This window comes from Candidatus Pelagibacter sp. Uisw_136 (genome assembly GCF_047720275.1).
Taxonomy (GTDB): domain Bacteria; phylum Pseudomonadota; class Alphaproteobacteria; order Pelagibacterales; family Pelagibacteraceae; genus Pelagibacter.
Genome location: NZ_CP159812.1, coordinates 1 through 19,431, shown reverse-complemented (window position 1 = coordinate 19,431; position 19,431 = coordinate 1). Strand labels below are relative to the sequence as shown.

Sequence of the window (19,431 nt, the reverse complement as noted above, 5' to 3'; positions counted from 1 at the left end):
TATCGTTATTTTTATTAATTAAATTTAACAGTAATTAAGTAAGTATGTATAGCTGGTAGTTATGTTGATGTTGACCATTTTTTTAACTTATCAACACCCTCTACTACTTTGGGAGCAAGTTTTAAAATTAAACTATCATCAATTTTTTTTCCATTTTGAGTTTGATTCATAAAATTTTGACCATCAAAATCTGTAAAGCTTAACCTTGCCAACATCTTATTTTTTTCAAAACCAAAGTCTGATCCTGGCAATAACGCTACACCTGTCTTCTTTAAAATATTGTCACACATTTCTGATGATGTATTAAATTTTTTATTTAAAAATTCTGGCATAAGATAAAACCCACCTTGGGGCTTATTAATTAAAACCTTGTTTGATTTTAGATTTTCATAAACATAATTACCAACTGCTTTAAGAATATTTTTAGAACTATCAATATATTTGCTATGATCATTTGTATAAGCAGTAATTGCAGCATATTGAATTGGCGCACTGACAGCCGAAAAAGTCTCACTAGCTAAAACATTAATTGAATTTTTTAAAATATTTAGAGAGTCTGGAACTACAAAATAACCCAATCTCCATCCACCTGCACCACACCATTTACTTAAACCTGTGCTTATAATAGTTTTTTCAGGACAAAAACTTGAAATAGATTTAAACCCTTCATCAAAACTCAACTCAGAATAAATTTCATCTGATAAAATAATAAGATTATATTTTTTAGCAATCTCACTAATTTCTTCTAGATTTTTACAAATCTGCCCTGATGGATTATTTGGTGAATTCAAAAACAATAGATAGTTTTTATTTTTATCCCTTAAAATAACTTCTTCAATTTCAGATCCAGTAGGAAACCAATTATTTTCTCTTTTTGTTTGAATTGATTGAATTTTATTTCTTCCAAGAATTGCTTGTGGGGCATAAGAAACCCAACTTGGTGCTGGTAATATTATTTCTCCATCAAATAAAATGTGTAGTAAAAACATCAATTCTTTTGAGCCAGGACCTATAATTACATTTTCAGGTTTGTAATTATAATCTTTTTTAACTGATGTATATTTTGCAACAGCATCCCTAAGCTCATTAAGACCTTGCATTGGTAAATATTTATTTTGATGGGCATTATCTTTTAACGCATTAACAATATCAGTTGGTATTTGGAATGGAGATTGGCCAAATCCAAATTTAAATATTTTTTCACCTTTGTCTTCTAGCTTTCTAGAAATTTCATTAATTTTTAAAGTAGAGGATGGTTCTAGACCTTTAACTATATTTTTTAACATTTAATAATTTAATTCCTTTAAATTTTTATATTGATCTAAAACTCTTGGATTTGCTAGAGCTTCTTTATTTTTAATTTCATTTCCTTCTATGGTATTTTTTACAGCTAGTTCAACTATTTTTCCATTTTTAGTTCTTGGAATGTCTCCAACTACTATAATTTTAGATGGCACATGTCTTGGGGATATATTTTTTCTAATTTGTATTCTAATTTTTTTTAATAAATCTTCGTTCAACACGTGTTTGGGGTTTAAAACTATAAATAAAATAATTCTGATGTCGTTATCCCATGCTTGACCAACAACAATAGACTCTTTGATTTCTATAAACTTTTCTACCTCAGAGTATATTTCAGCAGTTCCGAGTCTCACTCCTCCAGGGTTAAGTGTTGTATCTGATCTACCATGGATAATAAAGCCCCCACCTTTCTTTATCTCCGCATAATCACCGTGGTACCATGTGTTTAAAAAATTATTAAAATACGCCTTTTTAAATTTAATATCATTTTTATCATTCCAAAACTTTAAAGGCATTGATGGGAAAGAGTTCTTACAAACTAGCTCTCCTTTTTTATTTTTTAAAGATTCACCCTTTTCATTAAAAACATCAACATTCATACCTAAACCTTTATTTTGTATTTCACCTAGAATTACCGGCTGGTATAAATTTCCCAAAACAAAACAAGAAACAATATCGGTGCCTCCAGATATAGAGGATAAATGAACATTTTTTTTTATATTCTCGTACACAAATTTAAACCCATCATTTGATAATGGGGATCCAGTAGAACAAATTGTTCTTAAGTTTGGTAATTTATATTTATATTTTAAAGCGAGCTTAGATTTACGAAGAGCATCAACGTATTTTGCACTAACACCAAATAAAGTAATTTTTTCTTTCTCAGCTATTTTTAATAGTAAATCATCTTTTTTATACATTGGTGATCCATCAAATAAAACGATAGATGCTTTGGAAGCTAAGACACTTACCAGCCAGTTCCACATCATCCATCCACAAGTAGTAAAATAAAAAACATTATCACCTTCTTTAATATCACAATGAAGCTGATGTTCTTTTTTATGCTGAAGTAAAACTCCTCCACTCCTATGACATATACATTTTGGTTTTCCTGTGGTTCCACTTGAATATAAGATTGCAAGATCTTGCTCAAAATCAAATTTAGGAAATTGAATCTCTTCAGATTCTTGTTTCATTAACTCACTCCATTTAAGTACTTTTGATTTTTTAGATGTATATTTATTTTCTAAATATTTTTCTCCTGGGTAATTAACAATGACAACATATTCAATAGAGGGTATCTCTTTTAAAATCAGAGGAACTCTTTCTAAAATATTTATTATTTTCCCATTATAAAAATATTTATCTGCTACAAATAAAACTTTAGGGCTGATTTGTGAAAAACGTTCTACTACACCTTTAACACCAAAATCTGGTGAGCATGAGGACCATATTGCCCCTAAAGAAGAGGAGGCTATGAATGCCTCAATAGTCTCAATAGTATTGGGCATATATGCTGCAACCCTATCTTTTTTTTTAATTTTAATATCTCTTAAAAATTTAGATATTTTACTTACGTTAATGTTTAATTCGTACCAGCTTCTTTCTTCACGAAAACCATTCTCACTAACGAATGTTATTGCTTTATTCTTATTGTTTTTCGAGAGTAAATTTTCAGCAAAGTTTAATTTTGAATTTGGTAAAAATTTATTTTTATAAAATATTTTTGATTTTTTTATTTTAATTTTACTCTTAAATCCTTTAATTTCAGAAAAATCCCAAATTGAACTCCAAAAATTACCTGGGTTTTCAATGCTCCATTTTAAAATATTGTCATATTTTTGATTAAATCTTTTTTTGAATTTTTTTGAAATGAATTGCTCATAGCTCGATAAAAGAGATTTTTTTTTCTGACTAGTTGATGCTTCCCACAATTTTTTATTCATAACTTTGCTACAAAATACTAATACAGAATTGTTTTTTATTATGTTAAATTAATTAGTGTATAAAGAGCAAATGAGAACTTTTATCCTTACGATTCGGTCATGTTTTAGTCTATTTTTGTTCTTTATGAGCAACAATATGTGGTGGAGAAAATATTAGAGGTACCATCAATAGAAATGTCTAAAAATAAAATCACAGCTGTTCTCGGTCCAACAAATACCGGTAAAACTTACTTATCAATTGAAACCATGCTTTCTTTTGATTCGGGTATGATTGGCTTTCCTCTAAGACTACTTGCACGTGAAGTGTATGACAAAATTATTGAAAAAATAAGTATAGATAAAGTTGCTTTAATTACTGGTGAAGAAAAAATCATCCCTGCAAATGCAAAATATTTTCTTTGTACAGTTGAGTCTATGCCAATTAATAAACATTTAGATTTTGTTGGGATAGATGAAATACAAATGTGTGCAGATCATGAAAGAGGTCATATTTTTACTGATAGATTATTAAATCTTCGTGGAGAAAAACTAACAATGCTTATGGGTTCAAGCACTATTAAAAGTATAGTAAATAAACTAGATGAAGATACTGAATTTATAAACAGAGAAAGACTTTCTCAACTTTCATATGTAGGTCATAAAAAAATTTCAAGAATAAATAGGAAGACAGCAATAATAGCTTTTTCAACTGAAGAAGTTTATGCAATTGCAGAGCTTGTTAGAAGACAAAAAGGTGGAGCAGCTATTGTTATGGGGTCATTAAGCCCTAAAACGAGAAATGCTCAAGTTCAATTATATCAGTCTGGTGATGTTGATTTTCTTGTTGCAACTGATGCAATTGGAATGGGAATTAATATGGATTTAGAAAATGTTTTTTTTTCAAATTTAAAAAAATTTGATGGAAGAAAGTTAAGGCGTCTTAACATGTCTGAAATTGGACAAATTGCTGGAAGAGCTGGCAGATATTTAAATGATGGAAATTTTGGAATTACTGGTGACTGTAAAGAAATTTCTGCAGAGGAGGTTGAGCTGCTCGAAAATCATAAATTTGAAGAAATTAAGATGCTTTTTTGGAGAAATTCTAATTTAAATTTTAATAACGCTTTAAGTTTAATTAAATCACTTGAAGAAAAGCCTAATAGAGATTTTTTAAGAAAAATACACGAGTGTGGAGATGAAAAACTTTTAAAATATTTTTTAAAAGATATGGATGGTCACAACATTAAAAATAATCAAGAAACATTAGAATTACTTTGGGAATGTTGTCAAATTCCAGATTTTGTAAAAAAAACTTATGGCAACCATCTTGAAGTGGTTAGTAAGGTTTTTAGTTTTTTAAATGGTAAAGATGGCAAAATTACTAATGATTATATGAGATTACAGTTAATAAAGTTGGATAAATTAGAAGGAAATGTTGATTCTTTATCAAATAGAATTGCAAATGTTAGAACTTGGTCATATGTTTCAAATAAAATTAATTGGGTTGAAGATCAAAGTTATTGGATAGAGAAAACTAAACTATTAGAAGACAGATTATCTGACAGATTACATGAAGAACTTACTAAAACTTTTATTGATAAAAGAGCAAGTGTGCTTGCAAGGGGATTAAAACAGGATATAGAATTTAAAACTGAGATAATGGAAGATAATAAAGTAATAATTGATGAGCAGTTTATTGGTGATTTGAAAGGTTTAAGATTTGAGATAGATTTAAAAGCTGGTGCACTTGAAACTGATATTAAGTCATTAAAAAAAGCAGCAAGACAAACTGTGGGCCCAGAACTGCAAAAAAGAATTCAATCTATTATTGATACAGGGTTGATAGAAATAAAAGATGATTTTAAAATTTATTGGAAAAATTTTCCAATTGCTAAATTAATAGCTGGTAAAGATTATTTAAACCCTGATATATTTTTAATAGTAGATGATATTCTGGAAAATGATGACAAACAAAAATTATCAGAGTTTATTGGAAATTGGATTAAAGAAAAAATAAAGCTTGTATTAAAAAGTCTGATTGACTTAAAAAATTTAAAAGAAAGTAACTCTTCCATTAAAGCATTAGCTTACCAATTATATGAAAATAATGGTGTTATTAAAAGAGAAGTAGTAGCTGAATACTTAAAGAAACTTGGTCAAGATGAGAGAAAAATTTTAAGAGATTTGGGTGTTAAATTTGGAAGATACCATGTTTTTTTATTTAGATTACTAAAGCCTGAAGCTGTTTCCTTAAGAACCTTACTGTGGAAAAACTTTAATCAAAAAAACTTGAATTTAACTCCTCCTACTTTTGGCTTAAATTTTTTGGATGATAAAAATATAAAAGATAAACATTTTATGCTTCTTTGTGGCTTTGAAAATTTTGATAATTATTTTGTTAGAATTGACATTCTAGAAAGATTGTTTATGCTAATTATTAACGCTAGTTCTGAAAAGAATAAAGAAATTAAGCTAGTACCAGAAATGCTTAATTTATTGGGATGTAGTAAAGAAAATTTTAAAAAATTAATTGAGAAAATGAATTACAAAACACTCGAAAGAGACAAGGATATTTATTTTAGATACAATCCACAAAAACAAATTAAAAAGCCTTTTAAAAAGACAGTCTCTATAAATAATCCATTTAAAGTATTAAAAAATTTTAATTTTAATTAATGATAAGCTTTTTTAAAAATAAAGAAAAAGAGAGGGATACAGTGAATGATGATAAATCTTATTCTAATATTGCTGCTTTATTAATTCATGTAGCAAAAATTGACGAAAATTATGAAGATAGAGAAAAAGAGATTATTAGAAAAACTTTAATTGAATTGGGTGCAACAATTTCAAATATAGATAAATTAATTGCAGATGCTTCAGTTATTGAAGAAAATTCTAACCAAATACTAAGTTATACAAGAGAGGTCAAAAATGCTCCTGAATCAGATAAAATTAGAATTGTTGAGTCTCTATGGAAAATTATTTATTCAGATGATAATGCAGATATGTATGAGACAAACTTGATGAGGAGACTAGCTGGTTTATTATATATAGATGCAAAGACTATGGGTGACTTAAAAGAAAAAGTAAAAAAAGAATTATCTAAATGACATACTTAGTAAATGATAAATGCATTAAATGTAAATTAATGGACTGCGTCGAAGTCTGTCCTGTTGATTGCTTTTATGAAGGCAACAATATGCTTGTAATTAAACCAGAGGAGTGTATAGATTGTGGCGTTTGCGAGCCAGAATGCCCAGTAGATGCGATTGTAGCCGACACTGAATCTGGAAGCGAAAAATGGCTTGAAATAAATACAAAGTATAGTGAAATTTGGCCAAATATAACTGAGAAAAAAGATCCACCTGCGGATCATGAAAAGTATAAAAATGAAGAAAACAAGTACGACAAATATTTTAGCGAAAATCTTTAAAAAAACTCCTGAGAAAAAAGTAAAAAAAAAAACTAAAGCAAAGGTAGTTAAAAAGTCTACAGCTTCTAAAACTAAAGTTGTTAAAAAAACTAAAGCAATAAAAGTAACTACAACTAAAATTAATAAAAATTTAAAAAAAGTTTCAAAAAAAGCTGCTCCAGAAAAAGTAGAAATAAAAACTGATAATTTAAGAATATCAAAAAGTAATGAAGTTAAACCTGAAATTAAAAAGGTTAAAAAACAAGAAACAGAAAAAAGAGAATACAAAGTTAAAGATTATGTTGTTTATCCAAAACATGGTGTTGGCCAAATTACGGAGTTTAAAAAAATTAATATTGGTGGGATTGATGTTGAAACTTATATTCTTAAATTTGAAAAAGACAAAGCTAATGGAATGGTTCCTGTAAATAAACAATTACATCTTAGGCCTCTTGCAACAATAAATCAGGTCAATAAATGTATAACTATTTTAAAAAGTAAACCGAAAATTAAAAGATCTATGTGGAGTAGAAGAGCACAGGAATATGAAACAAAGATTTCTTCAGGCAAAATCTATGAGCTTGCAGAAGTTGTTAGAGATTTAAATAAAGGTGATGACTTAATGGTTGATCAATCATATAGTGAGAGACAATTATTTGAAAAAGCGTATGAGAGAATTTTATCAGAATTTAAAATAGTGATGGATGTATCGTTAGAGGATACACAGAAAAAATTGGATAAAGCATTAAAGAGAAATTTAGAGAATCAAGCAAAAGCTATAGCTGCACCAACCAAGATTAAAGAGCCTATTGCAGAACCTGATACTGATTCAGAACCAATTACCGATACTGAGGATTAAAAATTAGGCAAAAAAAAACGCCTCTCACACATAACGTTATGAGAAGCGTTTTTTGAAAAGTCTAAGATACTATCTTTTTCTTTTCTTCGCTTTTTTAGCTTTTTTAGCTTTTTTCTTAGTTTTCTTTTTAGCTTTTTTAGCTTTTTTCTTTGTAGCCATCTTTAGCTCCCTGTTTAAGTTAAACGAATCAAAGTGATTCGTTGTTATCTTATTTTTATTTTTTTATACAAGTGATGTCAATTCATTAATTAATTGGCAAATTGCAAATTTATTATTTAAAAAAAGTTTTTTTTAATCTTTTTATTATGTAAAAAACATTAACGTTTATGCGACTTATAATGTCTTTAATAAAAATTAATTAAAAAGTTTTTCTAACTCATTTCGATAAGTTTTTACAATTTTATATCTTTTTAATTTTAAAGTGGGTGTCATCATATTATTCTCAATTGTGAATTGATTTTTAATTACAAAAAATTTTTTTATTTTTTCTATTTTACTTAAATTTTTATTTATTTTTTCTATTTCTTTTTTAATTTCTTCATTCTTTGTATTTTTATATTCTGAACATAAAACAATTAGACAGACTAGGTAAGGTTTATTATCACCATAAACTAAACTTTGTTCTATGAAATTAGATTTATTTAAATCACTCTCTATTTTAATTGGAGAAATATTATCTCCACCTGGAGTTATAATTATATCTTTTTTTCTATCTGTTATTTTTAAAAACTCACCATCAAACTCTCCTATATCGCCTGTAGATAACCATCCATTGTTTAAAACTTTATTTGTTTCTTCTTCGTTATTCCAGTAACCTAACATAACATTTTCTCCTTTAACCAGAATCTCTCCATCATTTGCAATTTTAACTAAATTTCCTCTAAAGGGTTTGCCTACAGTTTCTACTTTAATTTCATTAATAGAATTACAACTTACCACCGGAGATGTTTCGGTTAGTCCATAGCCCTGTAAGGTTGGGAGACCAATTGCATTTAAAAAATAACCCACTTCTTTATCTAGTGCTCCTCCTCCTGAAATAAATGCCTTTAAATTTCCACCAAATTGTTCTTTAATTTTCTTTCTTACCAAAAGATCACAAACAAAATTTATTAAACTTTCTATTAATGAAAATGGCTCTCTATTTAATTTTTTAGTTCCAAGTTTAATAGTTTGATTAATTAAGAATTTTTTTATTCCTGCTGCTTTATTAAAATTAGTATTTATTTTTTGATGTAAATTTTGATAAAATCTAGGAACAGCCGTCATTATCTCTGGAGAACAATTTCCCATATTTATTATAAGTTTTTCTATACTCTCAGCATAGAATACCTGTGCCCCCACAACTATTTGGACAAATTGGACTGTATGCTCGTATGAATGGGAAAGAGGTAACCATGTCAAAAATTTAGGTTTTTTTGAAACAAACTCTTTTAATAAATCAAGTGCTCCTTCACAATTATTTAAAATTCCACCATGGCTTAATATAACTCCTTTGGGATTTCCTTGGGTACCCGATGTATAAATTATACAAGCAACATCTTTTCTTTGAATTCTTAATTCAGAAAAATTTATCAAACTAAAATTTTTATTTTCAAAGATCTGATTAATATTTACATGACGCTCTTGATCAAACTCTTCAATTGTATCGAAAAAAATTATTTTTTTTATAAATTTTTTTTCAGGTACTATGTTTTTTACTTTTAAATACTGTGCCTTATCAGAAATAATTAAAACAGTTGGTGTACAATCATTAATTATATACTCATAGTCTCTTTCTGTATAAGTTGTATAAGCAGGAACTGTTATCCCTTCTGAAAGCATAATAGATAAATCTGATATCAACCATTCCGGTCTATTTTCTGATATTAACAAGCATCTATCACCTTTTTTTATATATTTTGATATTTCTTCAGAAAGTTTAATGATATTCGAATACACGTCCTCCCAAGAATATTTGTTTTCAACTTCTTTCAAGGACTGTAAAAACACACTTGTTTTATCTTGTGTTTGATATTGATTATAAAATAGTTCTAATAAATTATTAACTTTGTTTATTTCCATAATATATTGGTGGGCGAAGAGAGAATCGAACTCTCACTTCTTGCGAAACACGATTTTGAGTCGTGCGCGTCTACCAGTTCCGCCACTCGCCCTTTGTTTTTCTTATTATAACTATAAAATTAAATAGTATAAGAACATAATTTATATTAAAAACAAAAAAATGCTTAATGAATTATATCAAAAAACTTTAAAACTTGCTGCACATAAGAGATCAAATACTTATCTTGCAATTTTATCTTTTACTGAAAGTTCTTTTTTTCCAATCCCACCTGACGTTATGATCGCTCCAATGGTTGTTGCAAAAAAAAATGATTATTTAAAAATTTTTTTAATTGCTACTTTATTTTCTTCACTTGGAGGTATCCTTGGGTATTTCATTGGATCTTATTTTTTTGATCTTGGAATGGTTGTAGTAGAGTTTTATAATTATGAAGAAAAGGTAATTAATCTTAAAAATAGCTTATCTGAAGGAAGCGGTCTTTATGTGTGGCTTGCTACTTTATTTCTTGCTGGATTTACACCTTTGCCCTTTAAAGTGTTCACAATAACTAGTGGCATGATTGGTTTTAATTTACCTATATTTTTCATTATTTGTCTATTTTCTAGAGGGTTAAGATTTTTTATTGTCTCATACCTATCATATAGATTTGGAGATATTTTTAGCAGGTTTATGAAAACTGATGCTGCAAAATGGTTTACAATTTTGGGTATTATAATTGTATTAATTTTTGCCCTAATATATTTTATAATTAAATAACACAAATATGATTGACCGAAAAACTACTCTTCATCTTATATTATTATTCAGTATTTTTGCTGTTTTAGCGGCCTATTTTATTGAATATATTTTAGGTCATCAACCTTGCAATCTTTGTTTAATTGAAAGAATACCTTATATCGTTTCAATAGTTATAATTTTACTTTTTATTTTTATTCAAAAGTTTGAAAGATTTTTTTTAATAATTTTAAGTATTACATTCATTATAGCGTCCATTATATCCTTTTATCATTTTGGGATAGAACAAGGTTTCATAAAAGAGTCTTTAGTTTGTGACTTAAATTCTAACAATACTGATTTGACTAAAGAAGCACTCTTAAATCAGCTACAAGAAGTCACAGTTAGCTGTAAAGATGCAACTTTTAAAATTTTGGGCTTATCTCTTGCCACAATTAATATTTTTATCTCTTTAATAATTACAACTATAACTATAAAACTTTTTTTAACTTATGAAAAAAACAAATAAAGAAAAAGTAAAAGAATTTATTCGAGTTGATCATGCAGGTGAACGAGGAGCAGTAAAAATTTACGAAGGTCAATTACTAGCTCTAAATACATTTGTTAAAGATGAGAATCTAAAAAAGAAAATTGAAGAAATGAAAATTCATGAAAAAGAACACTGTGAGTATTTTGAAAACGAAATTAAAAAAAGAAATATAAAACCAACAAAATTTTTGCCTTTGTGGGATTTACTTGGTGTTGGACTTGGTTTTGGTTCAACAATCTTAGGAAAGAAAGCTGCTATGCTATGCACTGCTTCAGTGGAAGAAGTAATTGACAAACATTATTTAGATCAAATTAATGCATTAGAAAATGATGAGAAAAAATTAAAAGAAAAAATAATTAAGTTTAGGGAAGATGAATTACATCATAAAGATATAGCTTATAAAGAAGGTGCAACTAAAAAAGGAATGTATTCAATTTTAGATAAATTAATTAAAACTGGATCAAAAATAGCTATTAATATTTCTGAAAAAATATAATTAAGCTTCTAACTCAACATCCCAATACAAATAATCCATCCAGCTCTTGTGTAGGAAATTTGGTGGGAAATTTTTACCATTTTTGTGTAAGTCTTCTGTAGATGGTTGATATGGCTCCTGATTTAAGTTCATATCCAAATTTTTTAATAACCTTCCACCTTTTTTTACATTGCATGAAGAGCAAGCGGTTATAACATTATCCCAATTGGTTTGCCCTCCTTTAGATCTTGGAAGTAGATGGTCAAAAGTAAGCTCTTCACCACTTCCACAGTATTGACAGGAAAATTTATCTCTTAAAAAAACGTTAAATCTAGTGAAACTAGGGTTGGACTGTGGTTTTATAAAACTTTTTAATGCAATAACACTTGGTAACCTCATATTAAATGATGGGCTTCTAATAACTCTGTCATAATTGCTAACTATGGTAACTCTATCTAAAAAAACAGATTTTATAGAATCTTGCCAGTTCCATAAAGACAATGGATAATAACTTAAAGGTCTATAATCAGCATTTAAGACTAATGCAGGACATTTTTCTAAAGACAAATTTTGATCATTAAAAATCATTATAAAAAATTCTAACTGAAAAAAATTAATTTATCAATAAATAGAATTTAATCATATTTGAAAATTATTTTTAATATAATTTAAAGCTACACTTGAGGCTTCAACAGGAATATGATGTTCACAGTTCTCTATCATTTTAGTTTCAACTTCAATATTATTTCTAATTAGGAAATCTTTTGCCTCTAATAAAAATGTCGGTGACACAACTGCGTCTTTATCTCCATGTATCAAGAGCATTTTAGTAGATGAAGATTTTCTTTTGCTAAGATCATCTTGATTTATTATTTTACCAGAAAAACCAACAACACAATTATAATTTTGATTGCTGGTTAAACCTAAATTAATAGACATCATACATCCTTGACTAAATCCTGATAAACAAATTTGAGAATTGTTAAGATTATACTCACTTTTAACTTCTTCAATATATTTTTGAAGTTTAATTTCTGCTTTTTTAGATTCTTCTAGAATATAACTTGGATCATCTTTAGTTAAATCAAACCATTGAAAACCTGCTGGATTAATTTTACATTCTTCATGACCATCTGGGCATAAAAAAATAGTATTAGGTAGAAATCTTTTCCAATTTAAGGTCAACATACTTATATCTTTTCCATCACCACCATAACCATGGAGTAAAATAATAGCATTATTAATTGGTATATCTTTTTCTGGCTTAATAATTGTAGTTGATAGACAAAGTGTCATAGATGTTTTTATTATGTTTTTTTTATTAAAAACTATTCTACAATAGTTTTATGATAACAGGAACATTAGTTAAAATTTTAGGTATTGTACTTTTAATAGTCGTAGCAGTTGTCTTGATCTTAGGTATAGGAACCTTATTCAAAGGTGGTGCAACTAGCAAAAAATATTCAAATAAATTAATGCAGTACAGAGTACTTTTTCAATTTATAGCCGTAATTGTTTTAGTTTGTTTTGCTTATTTTTTTAAAAATTAATCGTATTGTTTTAGCCAATTAATAAACTCTAAGTTATTAAAATCAATAGATCCAATAATACGTCCAAACTCTTCACCTTTTTTATTAAATAAAATAGTTGTGGGAACCCCTCTTAAAGAAAATTTTTTAGCTAGAGTAATTGGTGCATCAAAATAGATTTCTAGATTTTGAATGTCTAGTTCTTTAAAAAAGGCATCTGATTTAGAGAAATTTTCTTGACCAATATTAATAGGAAAAACTTTTAAATTATCAAAATTACTATTTGATTGTAAGTCATCTAGTGATGGCATCTCCTCTCTACAGGGGACACACCAAGTAGCCCAAAAATTTAATATCAGCAATTTTCCTTTAAAATCACCTAAGTTTACATCATAATTTTTTGAATCCTTAAAAACTACTTCTTCATATATTTTTGGATTTTTTGATAGAACTAAATTTTTTATATTAGGTTTTTCTAGAGCATAACTAATGTTGCTAGTTATTAGGTAGATAAATAATAATAATAATTTCATACTAAATATGTATAATTAATTATCATGGTAAAAAATAAAAACAATATGGCAATATGGGGCTCAAGAATAAAAAAAGATGCTTCAACCTTATTTCAAAAAGTTGGTAATTCAATAGATATTGATAAAAAGCTTTTTCAAGAAGATATCTTAGGATCAATTGTGCATGTTGAGATGTTATTTAGACAAAAAATTATTTCTTTTAAAATTAAGAATAAAATAATTTTTGGACTTAATAAAATTGAGAAAGAAATTTTAAAAAATAAATTTGAATATAATAGAAAGTATGAAGATATTCATATGAATATTGAAAAAAGACTATTTCAAATTATAGGAGAAGAGGCTGGATATGTTCACACAGCTAGATCTAGAAATGATCAGGTGATTACTGATTTTAAAATGTGGACAACTTCAGCAACTAAAGAAATTAATAAGAATTTAGACAATATCATTAAGACCATTCTCAAAATTTCAGAAAAAAATATTGAAACCATAATGCCTGGGTTTACTCATTTAAAAAATGCACAAGCAGTGTCTTTTGCTCACTATTTGATGTCTTATGTGGAAATGTTCAATAGAGATAAAAAAAGATTTACCTATAATTTAGAAAGTTTGTCAGAGAGTCCACTGGGTGTTGCCGCCTTAACGGGTACTTCTTTTAATATTGATAGAAATTTTACTTCAAAAAAATTAGGATTTAAAAGACCAACGAATAATTCAATTGATACTGTTGCAGATAGAGATTTTGTTTTAGATTTTTTATATAGTGCTTCTGTTTGTTCGATGCATATTTCAAGAATCGCTGAAGAGCTTATTATTTGGAACTCTGATGGCTTCAACTTAATTACACTTTCAGACAAAGTAGTAACTGGCTCTTCAATAATGCCTCAAAAGAAAAATCCTGATTTGTTAGAATACTTGAGAGGGAAAACTGGAATGGTTTATGGAAATTTATTTTCAATGCTGACAATTCTTAAAGGGCTTCCCATATCTTATTTTAAAGACCTTCAAGATGATAAAGAAATACTCTTCAAATCTAATGAAATCATTAATAATAGTATTGCTATTCTTAATGAGGTTTTAAAAAATCTAAAACCTAACAAACAACAAATGTTAGGCCTGGCTAACTCAGGCTATATTACGGCTACTGACTTAGCTGACTATCTTGTTAAAAATCATTCAATGCCATTTAGAAAAGCGTATCAAACTACTGCATCTATTGTGAATTATGCAGAAAAGAAAAAGAAAAAATTGAATGAATTAAATATTGATGAGCTAAAAAAAATTGAACCAAAGCTTACAATTGAAGTTTTAAAGATATTTAATGTAAAAAACTCTGTAAATTCTAAGAAATCTTACGGTGGAACGTCTTTTGATAATATCAAAAAAATGATAATGAAATATAAAAAAGCTTAAAATGATAAAAAAGTTAATTTTAATTTCTATATTTTGTTCTTTCTTATTTTCATGTGGAAAAAAAGGAGATCCTCAATATGAGGGGAATGAAATGGTTTTTCCAAAGTCAGTAGATTAATGAAATATATAAGTAAAAACTTAACAATTGAAAAAGTTAATGTTCAGAAAATAGCAAAAAAGTTCGGTACACCGACTTATTGCTATTCACACAAACAACTTACCGAAAACATAAAGAACTTTAAAAAAAATTTTAGCTCTTTTTCTCCATTAATCTGTTTTGCTGTTAAATCTAACACCAATGTAAGCCTGATAAGAGAAATTAGAAAATTAGGATTAGGTGCTGATGTTGTTTCAATGGGTGAGCTAATGATCGCTCTAAAAGCAGGTATAGACCCAAAAAAAATTGTTTTTTCAGGGGTAGGTAAAACTTCAACTGAAATAAGCTATGCAATTGATAAAAAAATTTTATTAATAAATGCTGAATCCAAAAGTGAAATTATTGAAATTGAAAAAATTGCAAAATTAAAAAAAAAAATAGTTAATATAGGCATTAGACTTAATCCTAATACAGATGCCAAGACATTAAAACAAATTTCAACTGGAAAAAAAGAAAATAAATTTGGTGTAGATGAAAAAACTTTTTTTGAATTAGTAAATTTTACAAATTATTCTAAAAATATTAATCTTAAATGCTTAAGTGTTCATATTGGTAGTCAAATTTTAGATCATAAACCATACGAGAAAATGCTCAATGTGATAAATAAAATAATAAAAAAAAGTGGTCATACCTTTGAATTTATTGATCTAGGAGGAGGTATGGGCATTTCTTATGAAAAAAATAGTAAAAAACTAAACTATCAAAAATATAATATTGCCATACAAAACTTTTTAAAGGGTCAAAAAGCAAAAATAATATTTGAACCTGGGCGATCTATTGTTGGTAATATTGGATTTTTAATTTCTCAAGTTATTTATATAAAAGAAAATATTAAAAAAGACTTTATCATATTAGATGCTGCAATGAATGATCTTATGAGGCCAGCATTATATGGTGCAAATCACCAAACCATACCTGTAGTAAAAAGTAATAATATTTCAAAAAAAACTTATGAATTTGTTGGACCAATTTGTGAAAGTACTGACAAATTTACAACTATAAAAGGTTTTCAGAAATTAAAGGAAAAAGATCTTGTAGTAATGTGTGATGTTGGGGCTTATGGAATGTCACTAAGCTCAAATTATAACTTAAGACCAAAACCGCCAGAATTAATAATTAAAGGGTCTAAGATTAATATTATTAAAAAAAGACAAAAACTAAAAGATTTGATTTAGTTTTTGATTAATATGATAAGAAATTTTTTATTTTCATTATTTTTTTTCTCAGGAATAATTTTTATTTCCCTAATCTTCTTGCCAGCAATTTTACTACCAAAGAAAATTGTTTTATTTGGTGGAAAAATTATGGGCTTTTGGACATCTTTATGTTTAAAAATATTTTTATCAACTAAGATAATTATTAAAGGCAAAGAGAATATAATTAATGGAAAAAAATTTTTTATAGCTGCTTCACACCAGTCAATGTTTGAAACTTTTTTTTTACAAACTATCTTTAATTCTCCTGTTTTTATTTTAAAAAAAGAATTACTAATGATTCCTATATTTGGCTGGTATTTGAAAAAAATAGGATCAATATCAATTAAAAGAAACAAAATTTCTAAAGAAAACTTGGGTTTTTTTGATGATATTTCTAAGCAAGTAAATTCATCAGAAAGACCATTAATAATTTTTCCACAAGGAACTAGGCTATCTCCAGAGGACAGAACTCCTTTCAAAAAAGGATCTAGTAGAATTTATGAAGAATTAAATATTTCATGTCAGCCAATTGCAATTAATTCTGGGAATACTTGGCCAAAACATGGTCAAAAAAAAGCTAACACCACTCTAACAGTTTCAATTTTAAAACCCATTGAACCCGGATTAAACAAAGAAATTTTTACAAAGGAATTAGAAAATACTATTTATTCTGAACTTGATACTTTGAACTAACCTTTCATAGGCATTACAACAAATATACTATCAAAATCACCTGGATCTTTAATTAATGCCGGAGACCCCGTATCATTAAAAAAAATTTCAATCTTATCGCCATCAAGTTGTGATGCTACATCAATTAAATATCTAGAATTAAAACTTATTTCTAGATCATGATCAAACTTTACGGTCAAACTTTCTTTTCCATCACCACTATTTGTGTTGTTAACTGATAAGTTTAGAACGTCTTTCGACAAATTAAATTTAACTCCATCTTTTTTATCCAATGAAACTGAAGCAACTCGATCAACAGAGTCTAAAAATAATTTTAAATCTATTTCTAACTTCTTTTGATTATTCTTAGGTATTACCTGAATATAATTTGGAAATTTTCCATCAATTAACTTAGATATCAATATGCTATTATTTAGCTCAAATTTTATTTTAGATTTAATATTTGAAATTTTAACATCACCATCATAACTTTCTAGCAACGAACATAGTTGAAAAATTGTTTTTTTAGGAAGTATTATTGGTTCAAAATCTACTTGCTGATCTAATCTTATTTTTGAAATAGACATTCTATGACTGTCTGTGGCTGCTGCTGTTAAAAAATTTTTATCTTCAGTTTGTGTTTGATGAAAAAAAATTCCACTTAAGTAGTGTCTAGTTTCATCATTAGAAACTGAAAATTTACATTTATTTAATAATTTTAATAATTGTTTTGATTTTATAGAAAATTCATTTTGATTAAAATTTTCATCTGTTAGTGGAAACTCAGATGCACTAATACAATTTAGATTGAAAACAGATTTTTCAGACTCAACTTGAAGCTTACTAACATCTGTCAAAGATAAATTAATTTTTTTTCCTGATGAAAATTTTCTTATGATGTCATACATAATAGATGACGTAGTCGTCGTATTTCCTTCTTCTATAACTTCAACATTTTTAATTTGATGAATAAATATTAAATCTAAATCTGTTGCAGTAATTGTTAGATTTGAATCGCTAGCATTTAACAAAACATTTGACAAAATAGGAAGAGTGCTTCTTTTTTCAATTACACCTTGGCAGTAATTAAGTGCTTGTTGCAAATCTTGTTGATTAACGTTAAATTTCATTTTCTTTATTATACAATATCTGATTTTTTAGATTATTAATATTGTTTGTCATTTCTGGATCTTTTTCCTTCAATTTTTCAATGGTTTTAACAGAATGAATGATTGTTGTGTGATCTCTATTAGAAAATTCTCTTCCAATCTCAGGCAATGACTTGGATGTCAAAATTTTTGTTAAATATATTGCTGTTTGTCTTGGTCTTACAAGATATCTAGACCTTCTTGAAGAAAGCATCTCACTTTTACTAATTTTAAAGAACTTACATACAGTCGATTGTATTAAATCTATTGTTACCTTGTTTTCCCCAATATTTAATAGATCTTTTAAAACTACTTTAACTTCTGATAAATTTGGTACTTTGTTGTAAATTCTTGAAAAAGAAACAACTCTATTAATTGCTCCTACTAACTCTCTAATACTTGTAGTTATTTCTGTGCTTATAAATTTTTGTATTTCTTCTGAAATATTTACTTGATTTGAATAAAAAATGTTTAGTTCCTCTGTTTTTTGCTTAACAATTTTACTTCTAAGTTCATAGTCTGGTTTTTGTATATCAACAACAAGACCTCCAGCAAATCTTGATTTAATTCTATCTTGGATTCTTGATAATTTGTTTGGAGCTCTGTCGGCAGAGATTATCACTTGTGACCCTTTATCTAATAATGCATTAAACGTATGAAAAAACTCTTCTTGCATTGCCTCTTTACCATTCATGAATTGAATATCGTCTATTAATAATATGTCAGTATTTCTAAAATACTCTTTAAACTTTACCATATCATTAGATTTAATTGATTTTACAAACTGATACATAAATCTCTCAGCAGAAATAAACATAACTTTGTTTTTTTCTTTTAATGACAGACCAATTGAATTTAATAAATGTGTTTTTCCCATTCCAACACCCCCATAAATATAAAGCGGATTATAATGAGAAATATTTTCTGAAACTTTCATAGATGCTTCATACGCTAGTTTATTACTCCTACCTGTTATAAAATTATCAAATCTTTTATTCGGGTCTATTCTGTTGTATTGCAAATATGTATCTTTAATGAAGGATACGTTTTCATTATTTTCATTTTTAGTAATATTATTTTCTATTTCATTTTCAGAATTTTTTTCAATAATCTTAAACTCTATTCTTGTTAAATCTTTCTTATAAGTTTTTACTATTTGCAAAATTTGATCTAAATATCTTGAGGTAATCCAGTCTCGGATAAACCTGGTAGAAACTGAAAGTAAGACATAACTATTCATCTCTTCAACAAAGTCTATCTTTCTAAGCCAGCTCTCATATATATCGCTGCCTAGTTTATTTTTCATATCCTTTTGAATTACAGCCCAATCTAGAGCTTCAGAAGATACGCTTTTTAAATTTTGTATTGTATTTTTACTCGTCATAAAAATTTGTAGGAATAAGGTCAGTTAGAAGGAAAATAATTTTTTTGCAATAAATAATTTTATAAAAGCAAAATTAAAAAAAATCTATATTTGCAATAAA

The 19,431-nt window shown here is 27.2% G+C and carries 19 protein-coding genes and 1 tRNA gene; 11 read left to right on the top strand and 9 right to left on the bottom strand.

The window, feature by feature from the left end; translation table 11 throughout:
- Positions 1 to 59 precede the first annotated feature (59 nt).
- Positions 60 to 1,286, bottom strand: a complete 1,227-nt coding sequence (locus tag ABXT53_RS00100; protein ID WP_415290652.1) for a pyridoxal phosphate-dependent aminotransferase — start codon at positions 1,284 to 1,286, stop codon at positions 60 to 62.
- Positions 1,287 to 3,248, bottom strand: coding sequence for an acetoacetate--CoA ligase (locus tag ABXT53_RS00095; protein ID WP_415290650.1), 1,962 nt, complete (start codon positions 3,246 to 3,248; stop codon positions 1,287 to 1,289).
- Between the two features lie 174 nt (positions 3,249 to 3,422).
- Here ABXT53_RS00095 and ABXT53_RS00090 point away from each other — a divergent pair, with 174 nt between their 5' ends.
- The 4 genes from ABXT53_RS00090 to ABXT53_RS00075 are packed head-to-tail and all read left to right on the top strand — an operon-like array spanning position 3,423 to position 7,498.
- Positions 3,423 to 5,903 carry a helicase-related protein gene (locus tag ABXT53_RS00090; RefSeq protein WP_415290648.1) on the top strand — a complete coding sequence of 827 codons (2,481 nt, stop codon included), beginning with the start codon at positions 3,423 to 3,425 and terminating at the stop codon, positions 5,901 to 5,903.
- Positions 5,903 to 6,337: a TerB family tellurite resistance protein gene (locus tag ABXT53_RS00085; protein WP_415290646.1), complete on the top strand. Its 435-nt coding sequence runs from the start codon at positions 5,903 to 5,905 to the stop codon at positions 6,335 to 6,337. The genes ABXT53_RS00090 and ABXT53_RS00085 overlap by 1 nt, the downstream gene beginning before the upstream one ends.
- Complete coding sequence (gene fdxA / locus ABXT53_RS00080) at positions 6,334 to 6,660, top strand: ferredoxin FdxA (RefSeq protein WP_415290644.1); 327 nt, start codon at positions 6,334 to 6,336, stop codon at positions 6,658 to 6,660. Before ABXT53_RS00085 ends, fdxA begins: the two co-directional genes overlap by 4 nt.
- On the top strand, positions 6,602 to 7,498 hold the full coding sequence (locus tag ABXT53_RS00075) for a CarD family transcriptional regulator (protein WP_415290643.1): 897 nt from the start codon (positions 6,602 to 6,604) through the stop codon (positions 7,496 to 7,498). Before fdxA ends, ABXT53_RS00075 begins: the two co-directional genes overlap by 59 nt.
- A gap of 354 nt (positions 7,499 to 7,852) precedes the next feature.
- On the opposite strand, the gene ABXT53_RS00070 is transcribed toward ABXT53_RS00075, so the two are convergent.
- Entirely contained in the window at positions 7,853 to 9,559 is a 1,707-nt protein-coding gene (locus ABXT53_RS00070; protein WP_415290642.1) for an AMP-dependent synthetase/ligase, read from the bottom strand.
- Positions 9,560 to 9,566: 7 nt separating this feature from the next.
- Positions 9,567 to 9,651, bottom strand: a tRNA-Leu gene (locus tag ABXT53_RS00065).
- Between the two features lie 68 nt (positions 9,652 to 9,719).
- On the opposite strand from ABXT53_RS00065, the gene ABXT53_RS00060 reads away from it, so the two are divergent.
- Genes ABXT53_RS00060 through ABXT53_RS00050 form a run of 3 tightly spaced genes read left to right on the top strand, consistent with a single transcriptional unit; the run spans position 9,720 to position 11,320 of the window.
- Positions 9,720 to 10,316: a YqaA family protein gene (locus ABXT53_RS00060; RefSeq protein ID WP_415290640.1), complete on the top strand. Its 597-nt coding sequence runs from the start codon at positions 9,720 to 9,722 to the stop codon at positions 10,314 to 10,316.
- Between the two features lie 7 nt (positions 10,317 to 10,323).
- Complete coding sequence (locus ABXT53_RS00055; protein ID WP_415290639.1) at positions 10,324 to 10,803, top strand: disulfide bond formation protein B; 480 nt, start codon at positions 10,324 to 10,326, stop codon at positions 10,801 to 10,803.
- Positions 10,787 to 11,320, top strand: a complete 534-nt coding sequence (locus ABXT53_RS00050; protein ID WP_415290638.1) for a demethoxyubiquinone hydroxylase family protein — start codon at positions 10,787 to 10,789, stop codon at positions 11,318 to 11,320. The genes ABXT53_RS00055 and ABXT53_RS00050 overlap by 17 nt, the downstream gene beginning before the upstream one ends.
- Here the strand turns inward: ABXT53_RS00050 and ABXT53_RS00045 are convergent, their stop codons facing one another.
- The gene (locus tag ABXT53_RS00045; protein WP_415290636.1) at positions 11,321 to 11,887 is read right to left on the bottom strand and encodes an HNH endonuclease; all 567 of its coding nucleotides are present in this window, start codon (positions 11,885 to 11,887) and stop codon (positions 11,321 to 11,323) included.
- Positions 11,888 to 11,938: 51 nt separating this feature from the next.
- The gene (locus ABXT53_RS00040; protein WP_415290635.1) at positions 11,939 to 12,595 is read right to left on the bottom strand and encodes an alpha/beta hydrolase; all 657 of its coding nucleotides are present in this window, start codon (positions 12,593 to 12,595) and stop codon (positions 11,939 to 11,941) included.
- A gap of 50 nt (positions 12,596 to 12,645) precedes the next feature.
- Here ABXT53_RS00040 and ABXT53_RS00035 point away from each other — a divergent pair, with 50 nt between their 5' ends.
- Positions 12,646 to 12,849 (top strand): twin transmembrane helix small protein, encoded by a 204-nt coding sequence (locus ABXT53_RS00035; protein WP_415290634.1) that lies wholly within the window; start codon positions 12,646 to 12,648, stop codon positions 12,847 to 12,849.
- Here the strand turns inward: ABXT53_RS00035 and ABXT53_RS00030 are convergent.
- Complete coding sequence (locus ABXT53_RS00030) at positions 12,846 to 13,361, bottom strand: TlpA family protein disulfide reductase (protein ID WP_415290633.1); 516 nt, start codon at positions 13,359 to 13,361, stop codon at positions 12,846 to 12,848. The two genes, ABXT53_RS00035 and ABXT53_RS00030, sit on opposite strands and share 4 nt — an antisense overlap.
- Before the next feature lie 24 nt (positions 13,362 to 13,385).
- On the opposite strand from ABXT53_RS00030, the gene argH reads away from it, so the two are divergent.
- From argH to ABXT53_RS00015, 3 genes are all read left to right on the top strand, one after another.
- The gene (argH, locus tag ABXT53_RS00025) at positions 13,386 to 14,774 is read left to right on the top strand and encodes an argininosuccinate lyase (RefSeq protein ID WP_415290632.1); all 1,389 of its coding nucleotides are present in this window, start codon (positions 13,386 to 13,388) and stop codon (positions 14,772 to 14,774) included.
- Between the two features lie 117 nt (positions 14,775 to 14,891).
- Entirely contained in the window at positions 14,892 to 16,106 is a 1,215-nt protein-coding gene (gene lysA, locus ABXT53_RS00020; RefSeq protein WP_415290630.1) for a diaminopimelate decarboxylase, read from the top strand.
- Positions 16,107 to 16,118: 12 nt separating this feature from the next.
- Positions 16,119 to 16,820, top strand: a complete 702-nt coding sequence (locus tag ABXT53_RS00015) for a lysophospholipid acyltransferase family protein (RefSeq protein WP_415290629.1) — start codon at positions 16,119 to 16,121, stop codon at positions 16,818 to 16,820.
- On the opposite strand, the gene dnaN is transcribed toward ABXT53_RS00015, so the two are convergent.
- Together dnaN and dnaA are read right to left on the bottom strand one after the other, a co-directional pair.
- The gene (gene dnaN, locus ABXT53_RS00010) at positions 16,817 to 17,929 is read right to left on the bottom strand and encodes a DNA polymerase III subunit beta (RefSeq protein WP_415290628.1); all 1,113 of its coding nucleotides are present in this window, start codon (positions 17,927 to 17,929) and stop codon (positions 16,817 to 16,819) included. The genes ABXT53_RS00015 and dnaN overlap by 4 nt on opposite strands.
- On the bottom strand, positions 17,919 to 19,331 hold the full coding sequence (dnaA, locus tag ABXT53_RS00005; protein ID WP_415290627.1) for a chromosomal replication initiator protein DnaA: 1,413 nt from the start codon (positions 19,329 to 19,331) through the stop codon (positions 17,919 to 17,921). The genes dnaN and dnaA overlap by 11 nt, the downstream gene beginning before the upstream one ends.
- Positions 19,332 to 19,431 lie beyond the last annotated feature (100 nt).

Bases quoted from the DNA above. Each gene is read 5' to 3' on its own strand.
- ABXT53_RS00100 (WP_415290652.1), bottom strand. From the start codon at position 1,286: ATGTTAAAAAATATAGTTAAAGGTCTAGAACCATCCTCTACTTTAAAA.
- ABXT53_RS00095 (WP_415290650.1), bottom strand. From the start codon at position 3,248: ATGAATAAAAAATTGTGGGAAGCATCAACTAGTCAGAAAAAAAAATCT.
- ABXT53_RS00090 (WP_415290648.1), top strand. From the start codon at position 3,423: ATGTCTAAAAATAAAATCACAGCTGTTCTCGGTCCAACAAATACCGGT.
- ABXT53_RS00085 (WP_415290646.1), top strand. From the start codon at position 5,903: ATGATAAGCTTTTTTAAAAATAAAGAAAAAGAGAGGGATACAGTGAAT.
- fdxA (WP_415290644.1), top strand. From the start codon at position 6,334: ATGACATACTTAGTAAATGATAAATGCATTAAATGTAAATTAATGGAC.
- ABXT53_RS00075 (WP_415290643.1), top strand. From the start codon at position 6,602: ATGAAAAGTATAAAAATGAAGAAAACAAGTACGACAAATATTTTAGCG.
- ABXT53_RS00070 (WP_415290642.1), bottom strand. From the start codon at position 9,559: ATGGAAATAAACAAAGTTAATAATTTATTAGAACTATTTTATAATCAA.
- ABXT53_RS00060 (WP_415290640.1), top strand. From the start codon at position 9,720: ATGCTTAATGAATTATATCAAAAAACTTTAAAACTTGCTGCACATAAG.
- ABXT53_RS00055 (WP_415290639.1), top strand. From the start codon at position 10,324: ATGATTGACCGAAAAACTACTCTTCATCTTATATTATTATTCAGTATT.
- ABXT53_RS00050 (WP_415290638.1), top strand. From the start codon at position 10,787: ATGAAAAAAACAAATAAAGAAAAAGTAAAAGAATTTATTCGAGTTGAT.
- ABXT53_RS00045 (WP_415290636.1), bottom strand. From the start codon at position 11,887: ATGATTTTTAATGATCAAAATTTGTCTTTAGAAAAATGTCCTGCATTA.
- ABXT53_RS00040 (WP_415290635.1), bottom strand. From the start codon at position 12,595: ATGACACTTTGTCTATCAACTACAATTATTAAGCCAGAAAAAGATATA.
- ABXT53_RS00035 (WP_415290634.1), top strand. From the start codon at position 12,646: ATGATAACAGGAACATTAGTTAAAATTTTAGGTATTGTACTTTTAATA.
- ABXT53_RS00030 (WP_415290633.1), bottom strand. From the start codon at position 13,361: ATGAAATTATTATTATTATTTATCTACCTAATAACTAGCAACATTAGT.
- argH (WP_415290632.1), top strand. From the start codon at position 13,386: ATGGTAAAAAATAAAAACAATATGGCAATATGGGGCTCAAGAATAAAA.
- lysA (WP_415290630.1), top strand. From the start codon at position 14,892: ATGAAATATATAAGTAAAAACTTAACAATTGAAAAAGTTAATGTTCAG.
- ABXT53_RS00015 (WP_415290629.1), top strand. From the start codon at position 16,119: ATGATAAGAAATTTTTTATTTTCATTATTTTTTTTCTCAGGAATAATT.
- dnaN (WP_415290628.1), bottom strand. From the start codon at position 17,929: ATGAAATTTAACGTTAATCAACAAGATTTGCAACAAGCACTTAATTAC.
- dnaA (WP_415290627.1), bottom strand. From the start codon at position 19,331: ATGACGAGTAAAAATACAATACAAAATTTAAAAAGCGTATCTTCTGAA.